This window comes from Seonamhaeicola sediminis (assembly GCF_004358095.2).
Lineage (GTDB): Bacteria > Bacteroidota > Bacteroidia > Flavobacteriales > Flavobacteriaceae > Seonamhaeicola > Seonamhaeicola sediminis.
The window spans coordinates 189,474-207,593 of record NZ_SMZJ02000004.1; the positions used below are offsets into that span (position 1 = coordinate 189,474).

The following is an 18,120-nucleotide window of genomic DNA, read 5'->3' on the forward strand; positions in this document are numbered from 1 at the left end:
AAATTGAAATTAAAAACCACTCTATTTTCATAAAGTGGTTTTTTTAAATAATTTAGTATGACAGTTATTTTGTTGCTTTAACAGACACTGTTATTTCAATATCATCATTGATAAATTTATCTCCTAAATTATCAAAAAATGATTTTGAACCATATTTAACATCCCATTTAGAACGGTCAATTGTAAAAGTTTCACTGGATAATGAAAGGGTATCATTTTCTTTAGAAATATTTACTGGAAAAGTAATATTATTAGTCTTTTCTTTTAGGGTTAGATTACCAGAAAGCATTGTTTTGCCTTCGTTTTCTTCCAGACCAGTAATTTCAAATGTTGCAGTAGGGAATTTTTCAACATCAAAAAAGTCGGCACTTTTTAAATGACCTACTAATTTGGCGTTTTTTTCATCATCGGCTGGTATATCTAAATCTACTATAGAGTTCATGTCCACAGTAAAATTACCACCAGCTATGGTTCCATCATATACATCAAAAGATCCAGCGGCTAAATTAATGGTTCCATTATGTTGTCCAGTAGGTTTAAAACCTCGCCATTCTATTGAAGATCCTTCTGTATTTACAGTAAATGATTCAGAGGTAGCTTCAACAACTGTAGGAGTTTCGGCTTCTTTAGTTTCGGCTTCTTTGGCTTTTTCTTTACAGCTATAAAAAGCTATAGACATGGTTGCAATAATGCAAATAGTTGTGATACTTTTTTTCATAATAATTTTTTTAGTGTTCTATGCGTAAAGTTAACTAATTGAAATCATGAAAAAAAATTAAAAAATAATTGGTGACATTTTGACATTTTTACAATAATGGCAGTACTTTTGCCAACTAATTTCACAAATAGCTTAAATTGAATTTAGCAATGAGCAAAAAAGAAAAAAACGCAGATTTAGAAAAGGATCAAGTAGAGGCTACTCAAACAGAAACAGTTGAGGTAGAAAATCAAACAAAGGAATCAGTGGAGGAGCTTTGTAAAGAAGAAAAGCTTGAAGAAGAAGTAAAGCAGGAAAAAGAGAAGTTTTTACGTTTATTTGCAGAGTTTGAAAATTATAAAAAAAGAACTTCTAAAGAGCGTTTAGATTTGTTTAAAACGGCAAGTGAAGAGCTTATGGTAGCCTTGTTGCCAATTATTGATGATTTTGAACGCGCTTTAACACATATTGAAGAAGATAAAGAAGCTGAAGAATTACGCAAAGGTGTAGTGCTTATTTATCAAAAAATGTTATCAACTTTAGAGCAAAAGGGATTAGTCTCTATTAAGATTCAAAAAGGAGATGATTTTAATGCAGACAACCATGAAGCGGTTACACAAATTCCTGCACCAACTGCTGACCTTAAAGGTAAAATTATTGATGTAATTGAAAAAGGTTATAAGTTAGGAGAAAAGGTAATTCGTTTTCCAAAAGTTGTTATTGGGCAATAAAAATAGAATATGGCAAAAAGAGATTATTACGAAGTATTAGGGATTAGTAAAAGTGCCAGTGCTTCAGAAATAAAGAAGGCATATCGTAAAAAAGCAATAGAGTATCATCCAGATAAAAACCCTGATGATAAAGAAGCTGAGGCTAAATTTAAAGAGGCAGCCGAAGCTTATGAAGTGTTGAGCGATGCAGATAAAAAGGCAAGATATGACCAATTTGGACACCAAGCTTTTGAAAATGGTGGTGGCTTTGGAGGCGGTGGAATGAACATGGATGATATATTCAGTCAGTTTGGAGATATCTTTGGAGGTGCCTTTGGTGGTGGGTTTTCTGGTTTTGGCGGTGGAGGCGGTCAACGTCGTGTAAAAGGAAGTAACTTGCGTATAAGAGTAAAATTAACGCTTGAGGAAGTTGCCAATGGTGTAGAAAAGAAGATAAAAGTAAAACGAAAAGTTAAAGCACCAGGAACAACTTATAAAACATGTTCTACATGTAATGGTACTGGGCAAGTAACTCGTATTGCCAATACTATTTTAGGCAGAATGCAAACCTCTTCTCCTTGTAATGTATGTGGGGGTGCGGGTGAAACTATTGATAAAAAACCTGCCGATGCTGATGCTCAAGGGTTAAAAATGGTTGAAGAAACAGTTTCAATTAAAATACCTGCCGGTGTTGTTGATGGTATGCAACTTAAAGTGTCTGGTAAAGGAAATGAAGCTCCTGGAAATGGTATTGCTGGAGATATTTTAGTGGTTATTGAAGAGGAAGTACATGAGAAATTGCAACGAGAAGGAGATAACCTACATTACGATTTGTATGTGAGTTATCCAGATGCGGTTTTAGGAACTTCAAAAGAAATAGACACGGTAACTGGAAAAGTACGTATTAAGATTGAAGCTGGTGTGCAATCTGGGAAAATATTACGCTTACGTGGAAAGGGAATTCCTAGTATTAATGGATACGGAAAAGGTGATTTATTAGTACATGTAAATGTGTGGACCCCCAAAACATTAAGCAAACAGCAGCGAGAATTTTTTGAAAACATGAGAGAAGACGAACATTTTGATCCAAAGCCAGAAAGTTCTGATAAATCATTTTTTGAAAAAGTAAAAGATATGTTCTCTTAACCTCAGTGTTTTAGCTCTAATTTAAGTATTTCTCAATCAAGAAATATAGAATTAAAATGCAAGTTATACGCCATAAATGTTAAAAGTATTGAAAAAAGAATTATATTTGAACTATCACTAATTTCAATTAGTGGTAATTTTTCTTTTTCATAGCAATTTTTTTCCCATCCTTAATATTGTTTTAAGGATGGGTTTTGTTTATATACCTTTCATAACATTTTCTAATTATTAAATTGTAACTATTCTTAAAGGTCTCATACAAACATTTAATATATTTACAAACCAACAAGATTGTTAAAAAAATATGAGCAACTTATTAGAAGTAAGTGAAGTTTCAAAACATTTTGGAGATTTTAAAGCCCTGAATAACGTATCTATCCAAGTACCAAAAGGTAGTATATTTGGACTTTTAGGCCCAAATGGAGCTGGAAAAACTACCTTAATTAGGGTTATCAATCAAATTACAATGCCAGATTCTGGAGAGGTTCGTTTAGATGGTGATTTGTTAAACCCTACACATATAAAAGATATTGGTTATTTACCAGAAGAGCGCGGATTATATAAGTCTATGAAAGTGGGAGAGCAAGCTTTGTATCTGGCACAATTAAAAGGTTTGTCAAAAATTGAAGCAAAAAAACGCTTAAAATATTGGTTTGACCGTTTGGAGATTGGAGATTGGTGGAATAAAAAAATTCAAGAACTTTCAAAGGGGATGGCTCAAAAAATCCAGTTTGTGGTAACGGTTTTACATAACCCTAAATTATTGATTTTTGATGAGCCTTTTTCTGGATTTGACCCTATCAATGCAAATTTAATTAAAGATGAGATTTTACGCCTGCGTGAAGAAGGGGCTACAGTGATTTTTTCTACTCATAGAATGGAATCTGTTGAAGAATTGTGTGATGATATTGCATTAATAAACAAGTCTAATAAAATTTTGGAAGGTAAACTCATCGATATTAAAAGGAAATATAAAACCAATACTTTTGAAGTTGGTTTAGAGGCTGAAAATAAAACCGCTTTAAACACTAATTTAGCTGAAAAATTTATTGTTACAGAGGCTAATTTTAAGTCCTTGAATAATGATTTAAAACTAAATATCAAACTTTCTGAAAACGAAACAGCTCAAGACCTTATTTCATTTTTAAATCAAAAGGCACGAATCAATCATTTTGTTGAAGTAATACCAAGTGCTAACGATATTTTTATTCAAACCATTCAGAATAATTAAACATGAATCATCTTCCGCTCATTATAAAACGTGAATATTTAACTAAGGTTAAAAACAAATCATTTATTGTAATGACTATTCTAAGTCCAATAATAATGATTGCACTAATTGCTGTTGTAGCCTATTTATCAAATCTTAATAATGAAAAAGTAAGGGTTATTTCAATATTAGATGAATCTGGTTTGGTAAAAACTGTTTTTAAGGATTCAGACAATATTAATTATGATTTTTTAGAGGGGGTTTCATTGGAGATTGCTAAAGAATTGGTGAATGAAACTTCTAATTACGGCTTGCTTCACATTGAAAACATTAAAAATTTAGATTCGGTTTCTAACCACATAAAATTTTACTCAGAAGAATCACCTTCACTTTCATTAATTTCTGACCTAGAAAGAAAACTAGAAAAGGCTTTTACTAACTTAAAAATGGAAGAAGCAGGTATTGATATTTCTAAAATAGAGGCTTCAAAAGTTAATATTAATATTGGACAGGAAAATTTTTCAGGTGAGGAATCCTCTAAAATAGATAGTGTTATTAAACTTATTTTTGGTTGTGCTGCGGGGTACTTATTATTCATGTTTATCATAATTTATGGTAATATGATTATGCGCAGTGTTATAGAAGAAAAAACGAGTAGAATAATAGAGGTTATAATTTCTTCTGTTAAACCAGTACAGCTTATGCTAGGTAAAATTATAGGCACCTCACTGGCAGGAATTACGCAGTTTGTTATTTGGGTAGTTTTTGGAGGGCTTTTAATGACAATTGTTTCTCTGGTTTTAGGTATAAGTTTAATGGATTCTTCTCTACCGCAACAAGAGCTAATGGAAATGGCTTCAAATAATCAAGGTGTGGAATTTTATTTTGAATCTTTTAAGCAGGCGTTAAGTAATATGCCATTAATAAATCTTATTATAGCATTTATATTTTTCTTTATTGGTGGGTACTTGTTATACAGTTCACTGTATGCTGCTATTGGAGCTGCTGTTGATAATGAAACAGATACGCAACAATTTATGCTACCTATATTAATGCCATTAATTTTAGCAGTTTATATTGGTATATTTACAGTGATAGAAGACCCACATGGTACGGTGTCAACTGTTTTTTCATATATACCGTTTACATCACCAGTTGTCATGCTAATGCGCATACCGTTTGGTGTTCCTATTTGGCAACAAGTGTTGTCTTTATTAGTTTTGATAGGTACATTTATGTTTACGGTATGGTTCGCTGCCAAAATTTACAGAGTTGGTATTTTAATGTATGGTAAAAAGCCTTCTTACAAAGAATTGTTAAAGTGGATAAAGTATTAACATGATTCAAAAATCTAAAAACATTGAAGAAGTTATTAATGAAAGTTCAATAATTGAAAATTTCATTGATTTTGTTAACATTGTGTTGTACAAAAATGAGTCTGAAACTATTGTTATAACCATTGGGTTTGTGCTTATGGTCTTAGCTTCTTTTGTGTTGACTAATGTTTTACTTTCTTTAATTAGGAGGATAGTTACTAGAAAATTACCAAAAGATGACAAGGCAAAGTTTGTTACGGTATTTTCTTTTTCAAAATGGTTTATCTACGTTATTGTATTATTAATAGCATTTAGCACTATTGGGGTGAATATAAATGCTGTTTTAGCAGCCTCAGCAGGGCTTCTTATAGGTGTAGGTTTGGCATTGCAAACACTTTTTCAAGATATTATATCGGGTGTTTTTATTTTGTTAGACCAAACGGTACACGTAGGGGATATCATTGAATTGGAAGGAAAAGTAGGTAGAGTAGAAGAGATAAAGCTAAGAACAACTAGAGCAACCACGGCTGATAATAAAGTTTTAATAATTCCAAATCATTTGTACTTAACAAATAGTTTATACAACTGGACGCAAAATGGTGAGGCTACAAGAGAGACTGTAGAGGTAGGGGTTGCTTATGGAAGTGACGTGCAATTGGTTAAGAAATTATTGCTTGAAGCAGCAGAAGCGCATAAAGATGTACTGGAATTTCCTGAGCCTGTGGTGCTTTTTACCGATTTTGGTGAGAGTTCCTTAAATTTTAGAATTGCTTTCACGGTTACAGATAGTTTTAACGTTCGCTTTTCAAAAAGTGATATCCGCTTTGAAATAGACCGCCTGTTTAGAGAAAACAATATTACCATACCATTCCCTCAAAGAGATGTTCATATTATTCAAAAATAAATAAAATTATATGCCCAAAATACTTGTAATTGAAGACGAAGCAGCAATTAGACGTGTACTTGTTAAAATTCTTTCTGAAGAGAGTGATACCTATGAGGTAGAAGAATCTGAAGATGGATTGGCAGGAATTGAAAAAATTAAGGACGATGATTATGATTTAGTACTTTGCGATATTAAAATGCCCAAAATGGATGGGGTTGAAGTATTAGAAGCTGTAAAGAAAATAAAACCTGAAACCCCAATAGTGATGATTTCTGGTCATGGAGATTTAGATACTGCTGTAAATACTATGCGCTTAGGAGCCTATGACTATATCTCTAAACCACCTGATTTAAACAGATTACTAAATACGGTAAGAAATGCTTTAGACCGAAAAGAGTTGGTAGTTGAAAATAAGATTCTTAAGAAAAAGGTTAGCAAAAAATATGAGATGATAGGGGAGAGTGACGCTATTTCTCAAATAAAGGAGATTATTGAAAAGGTAGCTCCAACTGACGCTCGTGTACTGATTACTGGTCCTAATGGAACCGGAAAAGAGATAGTTGCGCATTGGTTACATGAAAAAAGTGAACGCTCTAAAGGTAATATGATAGAAGTAAATTGTGCGGCTATCCCTAGTGAGTTAATTGAAAGTGAACTGTTTGGGCATGTTAAAGGGGCTTTTACTAGTGCTAACAAAGACAGGGCAGGAAAATTTGAAGCAGCCAATGGAGGTACCATTTTTCTTGATGAGATTGGTGACATGAGTTTATCGGCACAGGCAAAAGTACTTAGAGCGCTCCAAGAAAATAGAATACAGCGTGTTGGTAGTGATAAGGACATTAAAGTAAACGTTCGTGTTATAGCTGCTACCAATAAAAATTTAAAGAAAGAAATAGAAGAAGGTAAATTCCGTGAGGATTTATATCATAGATTGGCAGTTATTCTCATTAAAGTTCCCGCTTTAAACGATAGGCGCGAAGACATTCCTTTATTAGTAAATCATTTTGCAGATAAGATAGCAAATGAGCAAGGAACCGGAAAAAAATCGTTTTCTAATAATGCCATAAAATTACTTCAAGATTATGATTGGACAGGTAATATTCGAGAATTACGTAATGTAGTAGAACGTCTTATTATTCTGGGAGGTAATGAAGTAAGTGAACAAGATGTAAAATTGTTCGCTTCAAAGTAAAAGACTTAAGGCTCTGATTTTTCAGAGCCTTTTAATTTTTAAATATTATTCAATTCAGCTAAATAGGAATTGGTGATAGATTTAATATGTTCAATATAAAAATCTTTGATTTCTTCAATACTTTTTGAGTAAAGTTGATTTTTATTAGCGCTTTCTGAATTTATTTTTGAAGAACTGCCATAAAGTTCTAGTAGTTCATTATAAGTTTCAATATTTTTCAGAATAGCTGTGTCGTATTTCTCTATGAGTTTTTCTCTTTTTAAAGCTAAAGCCTTGGCATTTTGTTCTGCTAATTTTTTAGCTAGAACTTCTTCTTTTTGTTTTAATTCAAGCCGTTGTTGTTCTAAACGTTCTTTTTCAAGTTGTAAAGTGTTTGAATCATCAGTTTTATTTGTACTAACATTAACATTGTTGGCCGTAAATTTATTTAATGCAGCAATGGCCTTTTGTGTAATTTCTTTGGCACGTTTTACAAAAAAGCGCCCATCTTCAAAAGTGTCTTGGTCTTTAACTTTTGATAGTAATTCGGCACCGTCATAAACCAAATTAAATGCGGTTTCACATCCGCATTCTTTTAGATTGATTTTCGCCTTTTCAAAAGATTTTAAGGACTTTTTAGAATAATATTTTAAGTGATCTAAATTGTTAGATTCATAAGCATCTTTCACATTAGAATAGGCATAGATAAGGTTAGAGTCTGCATCCAAACAATAATCTTGCGAAAATAGAAATGAAAACGTAAATAAGCTAAATAAAAAGGTGTAAGTTCTTTTCATGGTATTGGGGTTGGTTCATAAGTAGGTAATTCAAAAGTATAAAAAACATAATTAATGTGCTTACCGTTCATCGAAATTATGGTTTTAGTATATTTATTGAAAATATAAATCAAAGTAATGAGTGAGTTTAAAGTAACTTCAGCTATTTCATTAAAAGATAGACCAACCAAGGTGGTAATTAATGATGCCAAAAACGAATTAAAGAAGATAAGAAAAAAACTTGGTGAACTTCAGGATACCATGTATGCTCATGGTAAATATGCTGTTTTAGTCTGCTTACAAGGTATGGATACAGCAGGAAAGGATAGCCTAATAAGAGAGGTTTTTAAGGATTTTAATGCTAGGGGTGTAGTGGTTCATAGTTTTAAAGTACCTACGCCATTGGAGTTAAAGCATGACTACATGTGGCGTCATTATATAGCCTTACCTGCTAGAGGTAAATTTGGTGTTTTTAATAGAACACACTACGAAAATGTTCTTGTTACAAGAGTGCATCCTGAATATATTTTAGGAGAAAATATACCTTCTGTAAACTCAGTTGAAGATATCAATGATGATTTTTGGAATGCTCGTTTTGAACAAATAAACAATTTTGAAAAGCATATTGCAGATAACGGAACCATCATTTTTAAGTTCTTTTTAAATCTATCAAAAGAAGAGCAAAAGTACCGATTGTTAAGACGGTTAGGAAAAGAAGAAAAAAACTGGAAATTTTCACCTGGCGATTTGAAAGAACGTAAGCTTTGGGAGGCTTACCAAACTTGTTATGAGGAAGCTATTAACAAAACTTCTAAAGCGCATGCACCTTGGTACACCATTCCAGCCGATGATAAACCATCTGCAAGGTATATTGTTGCTAAAATTATATATGAAACACTAAAGACCTACACTGATATTGCCGAACCAGAACTAGACGATGCTATTAAAGCAAATATCGAATTATATAAACAACAGTTAAATAATGAATAAACTTATTTTAATTTTCGTTTTATCTTTTTGTACATTAGGTTTTGCACAAGACAATTCAGATAAATTACCTTTCTATGAAATAGAAGATTATCCTGAAAACTATACTTCTAATTTATTAGTTGCTAGGATGATTGACGGTCTTGGGTTCAGGTATTATTGGGCAACAGAAGGTCTAAGAGATATTGATTTTGAATATAAAGCTAGTGAATCTGGTCGTACTACTGGAGAAACCATTGACCATATTTATGGTTTATCACGTTTTATTAGAAATAGCATTCTAGAAAATGATAAAGATAATACCAATACAGAGTTAGGTTATACTGAAAAACGAAAACAGACTTTAATCAATTTAAAGGTTGTGTCTAATGCATTTAAGAACTCAAAAGAAACTTTTAAGTTTGAAGACACCTCAGTTCCTTTTTGGAACATTATTAATGGGCCAATTTCTGATGCGTTATGGCACTGTGGACAGGTTGTTATGTTAAGACGTGCTTCAGATAATCCGATTAATTCTAATATAAGCTTATTTAAAGGAAGCCTACGGGATTGATAAATTTATTTTTGATCTAATGCCCTGTTTTCAGGATTCAACGGTTCTTTCAAAAGGATTTTGCATATTTGTTCATATCCGTCTCTGTAGCCTGTAATCAAAAGATTAATATCGTTGGGAGACCAAGACGGTAGAATATCAGGAACATCATTGTATGTCACTTGAATTTTTCGGGTACCATTGCTTCGCATAATAAAGATTTCTGGGTGAATCATATCATCAACTTTCGCAGAATAGACTATTCGTGTACTTCTAATATTGGACCAGTTAGGGTATTCACTATGATCTTTGAAGTATGTAAGTCGATTTCTATCGTCGGTTATAATACTTCTAGAATAGATGATGTTGCTTTCTCCTTGAGTGTTTCTGTTTGAATGATAAATTATGTAATCTCCACGTCGATTGAAATGTGGACCAATGTTTAAGTGCTTATTGTTTACTATACGCTTTGTACGCTTTCCTTTGTTAGAACACATATAGATATCGGTCACACCCGCATAGGCTTCATGACAAAAAACAACTTGTACACCGTTAGGAGCAAAGCGAGCATATCGTTTATCTCCTTTTATAGGGATACGCATTTTTTTCACTGAATTGTTTTCAAAATCATAGGTGTAAATTTCCCAAGTACCGCTTCGATCCGATTCAAAGATAACAATGTCTTTATAAGGATGCCAGCTAGGACGCCGATCGTTAGAACTGCTTTTAAATAATGGTTTCTGGTGAGTACCATTAATATCCATTATATAGATTTGCCATCTCCCATCTCGGTTAGATTCAAAAATAATATCTTCACCTTTGTGGTTGTAACTGGCATAACGATTGTCAGCATTAGTTTGTGTAAGCTGAACTTCTTTATAACCCAATAAATCTTCTTGTGAAATTATCTCATTGGAAACACTTAAAAATACGAGTAGAGCAAGTATTGAGGATATTATAGGTTTCATTCTAAGGGGTTACTAATATTGCTCTAAGATACTATTTTTAATACAATATTTTTTAACTATGAATGATTAAAACTTTTTCCTTAGCCAAGCTTTTCTTATAAAATAAATCAAACTTAATAAACCAATAAAAACGATAGTACCAATCATTTCCCTGTAAGATATGTTCGAAAGAAAAAATAGAATAATTATGATGGCCAGTATAGGAACCAATAAACCGCCTGGGATTTTAAATGAAGATTTATCATTTTTAATTGATATTCTTAATTTAATAACAGAGAATACAACACCTAAATAAACAAACAACATGGAACTGGTTGCAATAACAGCCAGTTGCTCAAAACTTCCAGATATTGAGAGCATATATCCTAAAGTTGTATAAAATAATATGGCGATATAGGGTGTTGCAAAAGACTTATGGATTTTAGCCAAGCCCTTTATTGGTAGAACACGATCTCTGGATAGCGCATAAACAACTCTTGGACTATTAAGAATAGAGCCACTCATGTAACCAAACATCGAGATTACGGCGCCTATAATTAACATTGTAAATCCGGCTGAACCAAATACTACTTTTGCAGTTTCTGCCAATGGTGCAGCCTTAAAATTTGGAAGATTGCTACCTAAAATACCTTGAGCAACGGTTTGAATTAGTATATACACAACAATAACGGTAGTTAAACTTACAAATATGGCTCTGGGAATAGTGCGTTTGGGATTAATAACCTCGCCACCAGCAATCAGGCCTGTTTCGCAACCTTGAAACGCAAAGAACAGAATGAGTGAAGTTTTCCCTAAAGTACTAGCGCTTGGTAAATTATCTAACGCTAAATTATTTATAGAAATATCTGAAAATCCAACAAAAACCAAAACGATAAGAGGAATGAGTTTAGTAATAGTATTGAATTTAACCAAACCTATACCTTGTTTAATGCCCAAGATATTAATACTTGCTAAACCAAAGAAAAGAATAAACAGCGCTAAAGGCCTTATCCATGAGTTTGATAATATGGGTAAAATTGTGGTCAATACATCTAATAATGCATTTGAAACTGCTGCATCGGCAAATAAAAAAGTAACGATAACAAAGAAACCGGATATGAACCCAGCATAATCTCCAAAGGCAGCTTCAATATAAGTATATGGTCCTCCAGTATTCGTAACCTTCGATCCCACTTCGGCAAAACAAAGCATAATCATTGCCATTAAAAAGCCGCAGAATAAATAGGCTAAAATACTAGATGCTCCCATATATCCAGCCACTATAGCCGGTAAAACAAATATTCCAGATCCAATAATAATATTAACAATATTGGCAGATAAACCTAAAACACCAATTCGTCTTTTTAACCCCTTATCCTCTATAATCATATTTTACAAGTAGCTTAACCACCATTTATTTCTATTTTCAGCTTTATAAATCATATATTTTTTACAAGGAAAATAAAGCAATGCAATAACCCCTAACCAAATTAAATAAACAGTGAGTAAGGGGTAACCATAATTTAATAGTTTTCCGTTAGAAAACATGTCTTTAGACAGTATCATAATTTGCCAATCACCCCCAAAAATTAAAATACCAAAAATAGCCAATACATGAATTACAAAAATGTGTAAGAAATAATAAAATAATGGTACACGGCCAAAAACCAAAAAGAAATCGGTTATACTATTTTTGACAGATTCGATAGCATAGAGAAACAGCAATGAAGGACCTATAGTTATAAGTGTATAAGCTAAAGAGGGTGGGTATTTTGTTACCTTAAAAAATGATAGAATGGTTTTTGTTAGTGTATCTTGATGTTGCCAAGGCACTGGGTCTCCATAATAATTAATGCTTCTTAAAATAAAGAACATTAATGTTGCTGCAGTACCTAAAGATAACAGCCATTTTTTTCTAGAAATAGCATTGGAATTCTTAACATATAACTGACCTAAACAGTATCCTAATATCATTATACCTATCCAGGGGAGTACCGGGTAAAATATTCCTAAATCTCTACTTTCATTCAAAGGTATTATGTTTGGCTGATGTAAAATATACCAAAAAATTGATGAGGGGTCTGTACCCTCCATAATAATACTATCTAATAAATTATGACCAAATGTAATTAGTAAACCAATAAACAAGAGCCATTTTTTAGTAAGAAATATTAAGATGGACAATACAATCATGGATACACCAATGACCCATATTACCTGTAAAATGAGTCTGCTATAAGTAATGTCAAATTTCCAAAGAAGGTTATTTACCGTAATTTCAAGAATAACAAGCCATATACCACGTGTTATTAAGAATTTAAATAATTGCGGTCTTCTTTTGTTATTCCCATACAAAAATGCGGCGGTACCAGCTAGAAATACAAAAACGGGGGCACAATAGTGTGTTATAAACCGTGTGAAAAACAAAATTGGGGTAGTGGTTTCTAAATCGGTAGGGTCTTTTAAAAAAGAACCATAGTAAAAAAAATCTCTAACATGATCTAGTGCCATGAGTATCATGACCAAGCCCCTTAAAATATCGATAGATTGAATTCTGGTAGATTTGGTTTTTGTCATTTGTTAGTTTTAAAACTGAAAACATTATTTCGCCATGGCGTCTGCAATACCTTTGGTATCTGCAAATTGTTGAAAGGCTACTATCTTACCATCATTAAGAGTCCATAAGTGTGCCATTTGAAGATTTATTATTGCACCATTTTTTTTGTATTTAGCTTCATATCTGCCTGTTGCCAAAACTTTGTTGTTGGTCATTTCATGCAGTTCTAAATTTGTGAGATTCCAATATTCCCATTCACTACCAATACGTGCAAATACACCATTTAAAATAGCTTCAAAACCTACATATGGATTACCATCTGCTAAAGGAAAGTTTTCAGCTTCATTCCAAACTACATCTTTTGCTAGTGCGGCTCCAACTGCTTCAATGTCTCCCTTGGCAAAATCATCATAAATTTTCCTTATGGCTATGGTATTACCCGGATTTAAAAAAGGGTCTAAACCTAACTGACTCATAAAATCAAGATTATCCATAAAATCTTGTTCTTGAGCAATTTTACCATCTTTCATTACGGCAATGGTAGCGCCAGATAAGTCAACCGTTTTTCCAGTAGCTGGAATCCCGAAGAAATTCCCAGAGTGCGTACCCTTAAAATTCCAGTGTTTTACAATTTTATCATTTTGACCAAAGATTTCATTAATGGTAAATTCAATATCTGAAAACCCGGTTATAAAGTTTGAATAATAGGCTTTGAAATCTTCAATGCCCACTATATTTTCAGGGTTGGAAACGAGAGTGATATTTGTGTCAAAGTTAGCGTCGTTAATTAAATCGATGTTGCCGTCGTTAATAATTTTGTCCCAAACGTTAGAGTATATGGTAATATTTTTTTCCACTTGAGCATCTTTGCATGCGGATAAAAAGATTACAACTAATAAAAGAGAAAGATTTCTAAGAGTTTTCATTTTTGGTTGGTTTTTATTGGTTGCTATTATGTAAATAAAATAATTTCAATTGTTCATACACTGAAAAGCCCATACTTAGACGGGCTTTTCTGAATAGTATAATATTATTGAATTTAGTTTGACAGTTTTTTGTTAAGGGTATAAATATATGCCCAATCACTATCAATGCAAGCTCTGAATTTATCTCTAAGTGCATCTGCTTTCTTTTTACCGTGAGCTTTTTCATAAACTGTCCAAACACTATCGGTGTCAACATCTAACCCCGCGAAGTTTTTAAAAGGAACTGCTATAAAATAGTCTGATACCTCTGGTCCACCCCCAACAACACTGTACCAAGTACCTCTGTTATCACCTTCGGCTGCTTTAACAGCTTTACTTATTTCAGAAACAACCTCTTTAAATGCTGTTGAATTATTGACTTTAACATTATAGACCCAAACGAGTCCCATGTCTTCAAGAGGTGTGCTTCTACTGTAATCTGGCATAGACCACCCTATGTTATAATTTATGCTTTCAACATGAGGCATAATTAAATTAACAACAGTCATTCTACATTCTTTACTGGCATCATCGCCATCTTCATCCATTTCGGCCCAATTAGCCATCATACTTGTTAGGGTATAAACCGTGCCTTCGCCTTGTATACGTTTCCACATATTCCATTTATCTTCGCCGTTATTTTCTAGGTAGCATTCTTTCCAGGCTTTTACACCCTCAAGAAATTGAGCGTTGTGGCCATTTTTTACAGTAATCTCTGATAGATTTAGTAAATAAGATTCATTCTCTTGTGATACTACTAGCATTGGCAGCAGTAACAATAAAAAAAATAGTTTTTTCATTTTAGGTTGGTTTAAATTAATTAATAGTTACAAGTGTTAGAGCTATTCTAACATCATAATTAATTTAGGGCAGTACTTTATTGCTATTAAGAGAAGGGATAAACACTCTATAAGAATAGAATATTTATTTTAAAGATAATGTTTTTTTATTTGTAATCAGCAAAAAAAAAAATGCCCAACATAGGTTGAGCATTTAATAACTAAGATTTAACCTTGATTTATTTAACCAATGCTTTTTCTTTTTTTGAAGAAAAATCTACTTCAACTTGATTTTTTATAATGTCATCAAACGTTTCTCGTTTTCTTATTAAATGGGCTTTGTTATTGTACCATAATACTTCTGCAGGTCTGTATCTTGAGTTGTAGTTACTAGCCATGGAGAAACAGTAAGCTCCAGCATTTTTAAAGCATAACACATCACCTTCGCTAATTTCATTGATGCGCCTGTTACTACCAAAAGTATCAGTTTCACAGATATAACCCACAACAGTATAAAAACGCTCTTTACCTTTTGGGTTAGATATATTTACAATATCATGGTGCGATCCATAAAACATGGGTCTTATTAAATGATTAAAACCAGAATCTATTTGTGCAAAAACCGTTGAGGTGGTTTGTTTCACCGCATTTACTTGTGCCAAAAAGTTACCAGATTCACTTACTAAGAATTTACCAGGCTCAAAAGCTAAGGTTAATTCTTTACCATACTCTTTACAAAAGTCGTTAAACCTTTTGGAAAGTTTTTTACCTAATTCTTCAATATTGGTTTCAATATCACCAGTTTTATAAGGTACTTTAAAACCAGAACCAAAATCAATAAAGTTTAAGTTTTTGAATTGTTTAGCAGTTTCAAACAATATTTCACTGGCATAAAGGAACACTTCAATATCTAAAATATCACTACCAGTATGCATGTGAATACCGTTAATGTTCATTTTTGTATTTTCAACAATACGTAAAATGTGCGGAATTTGGTGAATGGAGATACCAAATTTAGAATCTATATGTCCTACAGATATTTTTGCATTACCTCCCGCCATAACATGCGGATTAATACGAATGCATACTGGAATATCTGGGTGTTTGGTGCCAAATTGCTCTAATATAGATAGATTGTCAATGTTGATTTTTACTCCCAATTTTGCGGCTACTTCAATTTCATCTAAAGACACACCGTTTGGGGTAAATATAATTTGCTCGGGTTTATAACCTGCTGCTAAACCAAGCTGCACTTCTTGAATAGAAACAGTATCAATACCTGAGCCCAATGTATGTAAAAGCTTTAATATAGAAATGTTAGACAAGGCTTTAACAGCATAATTTATTTTTAAGCTTTTAACATCTTTAAAAGCATTGGTAAGTCTTTTATATTGTCTTTCAATTTTTTCGGCATCGTAAATATAAATAGGGCTTCCAAAATCTTGTGCTATTTTAAGCAATTGATTTTCCGTCATAATTTTCAAATTTTTGCCAAAGATATTTTAATCCATCGAAAAAAAAATAAATAACTAAAAAATTATACAAATTAAACAATTTGTTAAATATTTAACTCTTGTAAAATATAACAAGTTTTCGCAACCAATTATTAGCTAAAGTAATTGCTATTATATACATTTGCTTTTCTTAAAATATTGAGCAAATTATGAACTTACACGAATATCAAGGTAAAGAAATCTTAAGCAGTTTTGGAGTGCGTATTCAACGAGGTATTGTAGCACAAAATGCAAGCGAAGCGGTTACAGCTGCTAAACAGTTGACTAATGAAACTGGTACTAGCTGGCATGTAATTAAAGCTCAGGTTCACGCAGGTGGACGAGGAAAAGGTGGTGGCGTAAAGCTTGCTAAAAATTTACAAGAAGTTGAAGAATTAGCAGGACAAATTATAGGTATGAACTTAGTTACACCTCAAACCTCTGCAGAGGGTAAAAAGGTGCATCAAGTCTTAGTTGCTGAAGATGTTTACTATCCTGGAGAAAGTGAAATAGAGGAGTATTACATGTCTGTTTTATTAAATAGAGGTACTGGACGTAATATGATCATGTATTCTACCGAAGGAGGTATGGATATTGAAACCGTTGCAGAAGAAACCCCTCATTTAATTTTTACTGAAGAAATTGATCCATCTGTTGGGTTATTACCTTTTCAAGCAAGACGAGTGGCCTTCAATCTAGGCTTATCTGGTATGGCATTTAAAGAAATGACCAAATTTGTCATGGCACTTTACACGGCTTATGTAGAGTCTGATTCGTCTTTATTTGAAATAAATCCTGTTTTAAAAACTAGTGATAATAAAATTTTAGCTGTTGATGCTAAGGTAACTATTGATGATAATGCGCTTTATAGACATAAGGACTATATAAATTTAAGAGATTTACGTGAAGAAAACCCCATTGAGGTAGAGGCAAAAGAAGTTGGTTTAAATTACGTAGATTTAGATGGTAACGTAGGTTGTATGGTTAACGGTGCTGGTCTAGCAATGGCTACTATGGATTTAATTAAACAAGCAGGTGGTGAACCAGCTAACTTTTTAGATGTTGGAGGTACAGCAGATGCAGCGCGTGTTGAGCAAGCCTTTAAAATCATTTTAAAAGACCCTGCGGTTAAGGCTATTTTAATCAATATTTTTGGAGGTATTGTTAGATGTGATCGTGTAGCACAAGGTGTTATAGATGCTTATAAAAATATGGGTAATATAGAAGTTCCTATTATTGTTCGTTTACAAGGGACTAACGCTGATATTGCTAAAGAGTTAATTGATAATTCTGGTTTAGCGGTATTAAGCGCCACAGAGTTCCAAGAAGCAGCAGATAAAGTACAGGAAGTATTCTCTTAGACAGGTACAAACTTAGATATATAAAAAAGAGCAACTTTTACTTTAGTTAGTTGCTCTTTTTTTGTGTTTTATGCTCTCCTTTTTTAGGTAACGGTCCCCTAAGATGTATAACCAACCCATTTAAAAAATTACGTAATATTTGGTCACCACATTCCATATATTTAGGGTGGTCTTCTCTTCTAAAAAAAGCACCTAATTCACTTTTGGATATTCTGAAGTCAACCAATTCTAAAATTTTTACAATATCATCATCTCTTAGCTTTAGGGCTACTCTCAGTTTTTTTAGAATATCATTATTTGTCATGTTTGAAATTTGGTTGAACTTATTTAATGTATAAGTAGTTTCTAGCGTTTTATTAAGATTTGTAAAGATACTTTATTTACAGTGTCATTGGATTATATAAATTAATAAAAATAATTTAGTTTATTTTGTTGATTATCAGATTTTTAAATATGTTTCTTTTGGGTTTATTTTTATTTCAAAATTAAATGTTATGTCTACCAACTGTGTTATAATATGAGATGAATTAAATAAAATCAACGATTAAATACGTCTCATTTTTCGATGAGATACACCATATTGACGA

The 18,120-nt window shown here is 32.5% G+C and carries 18 protein-coding genes; 9 read left to right on the forward strand and 9 right to left on the reverse strand.

Translation table 11 applies throughout. The features are described from left to right. Positions 1-64 precede the first annotated feature (64 nt). Positions 65-718, reverse strand: a complete 654-nt coding sequence (locus tag E1J38_RS07235; protein WP_133355375.1) for a YceI family protein — start codon at positions 716-718, stop codon at positions 65-67. A 149-nt stretch (positions 719-867) separates the two neighbouring features. Between E1J38_RS07235 and E1J38_RS07240 the strand changes: the two genes are divergently transcribed. The 6 genes from E1J38_RS07240 to E1J38_RS07265 all read left to right on the forward strand — a co-directional run bounded on the left by E1J38_RS07240 (position 868) and on the right by E1J38_RS07265 (position 7,157). Beyond that, positions 868-1,428 carry a nucleotide exchange factor GrpE gene (locus tag E1J38_RS07240; protein ID WP_133355376.1) on the forward strand — a complete coding sequence of 187 codons (561 nt, stop codon included), beginning with the start codon at positions 868-870 and terminating at the stop codon, positions 1,426-1,428. A 9-nt stretch (positions 1,429-1,437) separates the two neighbouring features. Beyond that, positions 1,438-2,553, forward strand: coding sequence for a molecular chaperone DnaJ (gene dnaJ / locus E1J38_RS07245; protein ID WP_133355377.1), 1,116 nt, complete (start codon positions 1,438-1,440; stop codon positions 2,551-2,553). A 304-nt stretch (positions 2,554-2,857) separates the two neighbouring features. Further along, a complete protein-coding gene (locus E1J38_RS07250; RefSeq protein WP_133355378.1) occupies positions 2,858-3,784 on the forward strand; it encodes an ABC transporter ATP-binding protein in 927 nt (308 codons plus the stop codon). A gap of 2 nt (positions 3,785-3,786) precedes the next feature. Next, entirely contained in the window at positions 3,787-5,100 is a 1,314-nt protein-coding gene (locus tag E1J38_RS07255; RefSeq protein WP_133355379.1) for an ABC transporter permease, read from the forward strand. Position 5,101: 1 nt separating this feature from the next. Further along, complete coding sequence (locus tag E1J38_RS07260) at positions 5,102-5,983, forward strand: mechanosensitive ion channel family protein (protein ID WP_133355380.1); 882 nt, start codon at positions 5,102-5,104, stop codon at positions 5,981-5,983. 10 nt (positions 5,984-5,993) lie between these two features. Next, positions 5,994-7,157, forward strand: a complete 1,164-nt coding sequence (locus E1J38_RS07265) for a sigma-54-dependent transcriptional regulator (protein WP_133355381.1) — start codon at positions 5,994-5,996, stop codon at positions 7,155-7,157. A 38-nt stretch (positions 7,158-7,195) separates the two neighbouring features. Here E1J38_RS07265 and E1J38_RS07270 read toward each other — a convergent pair whose 3' ends face one another. Then, positions 7,196-7,933, reverse strand: a complete 738-nt coding sequence (locus tag E1J38_RS07270) for a hypothetical protein (RefSeq protein ID WP_133355382.1) — start codon at positions 7,931-7,933, stop codon at positions 7,196-7,198. A gap of 117 nt (positions 7,934-8,050) precedes the next feature. Here E1J38_RS07270 and E1J38_RS07275 point away from each other — a divergent pair, with 117 nt between their 5' ends. Further along, positions 8,051-8,902: a PPK2 family polyphosphate kinase gene (locus E1J38_RS07275; protein ID WP_133355383.1), complete on the forward strand. Its 852-nt coding sequence runs from the start codon at positions 8,051-8,053 to the stop codon at positions 8,900-8,902. Continuing rightward, entirely contained in the window at positions 8,895-9,452 is a 558-nt protein-coding gene (locus tag E1J38_RS07280; protein ID WP_133355384.1) for a hypothetical protein, read from the forward strand. The genes E1J38_RS07275 and E1J38_RS07280 overlap by 8 nt, the downstream gene beginning before the upstream one ends. A 5-nt stretch (positions 9,453-9,457) precedes the next feature. Here E1J38_RS07280 and E1J38_RS07285 read toward each other — a convergent pair whose 3' ends face one another. From E1J38_RS07285 to lysA, 6 genes are all read right to left on the reverse strand, one after another. Then, positions 9,458-10,399: a TolB family protein gene (locus E1J38_RS07285; RefSeq protein WP_133355385.1), complete on the reverse strand. Its 942-nt coding sequence runs from the start codon at positions 10,397-10,399 to the stop codon at positions 9,458-9,460. Positions 10,400-10,465: 66 nt separating this feature from the next. Continuing rightward, positions 10,466-11,767, reverse strand: a complete 1,302-nt coding sequence (locus tag E1J38_RS07290) for an APC family permease (RefSeq protein WP_133355386.1) — start codon at positions 11,765-11,767, stop codon at positions 10,466-10,468. 3 nt (positions 11,768-11,770) lie between these two features. Next, positions 11,771-12,955, reverse strand: a complete 1,185-nt coding sequence (locus E1J38_RS07295; protein WP_133355387.1) for an acetyltransferase domain-containing protein — start codon at positions 12,953-12,955, stop codon at positions 11,771-11,773. Positions 12,956-12,979: 24 nt separating this feature from the next. After that, positions 12,980-13,861, reverse strand: a complete 882-nt coding sequence (locus tag E1J38_RS15080) for an ester cyclase (protein WP_186525833.1) — start codon at positions 13,859-13,861, stop codon at positions 12,980-12,982. 113 nt (positions 13,862-13,974) lie between these two features. Further along, positions 13,975-14,700 carry a hypothetical protein gene (locus E1J38_RS07305; RefSeq protein ID WP_133355388.1) on the reverse strand — a complete coding sequence of 242 codons (726 nt, stop codon included), beginning with the start codon at positions 14,698-14,700 and terminating at the stop codon, positions 13,975-13,977. Positions 14,701-14,918: 218 nt separating this feature from the next. Then, on the reverse strand, positions 14,919-16,154 hold the full coding sequence (gene lysA / locus E1J38_RS07310) for a diaminopimelate decarboxylase (protein WP_133355389.1): 1,236 nt from the start codon (positions 16,152-16,154) through the stop codon (positions 14,919-14,921). A gap of 188 nt (positions 16,155-16,342) precedes the next feature. On the opposite strand from lysA, the gene sucC reads away from it, so the two are divergent. Continuing rightward, complete coding sequence (gene sucC, locus E1J38_RS07315) at positions 16,343-17,533, forward strand: ADP-forming succinate--CoA ligase subunit beta (protein WP_133355390.1); 1,191 nt, start codon at positions 16,343-16,345, stop codon at positions 17,531-17,533. A gap of 46 nt (positions 17,534-17,579) precedes the next feature. On the opposite strand, the gene E1J38_RS07320 is transcribed toward sucC, so the two are convergent. Beyond that, positions 17,580-17,837 carry a DUF1456 family protein gene (locus E1J38_RS07320; RefSeq protein ID WP_133355391.1) on the reverse strand — a complete coding sequence of 86 codons (258 nt, stop codon included), beginning with the start codon at positions 17,835-17,837 and terminating at the stop codon, positions 17,580-17,582. Between the last annotated feature and the right edge of the window lie 283 nt (positions 17,838-18,120).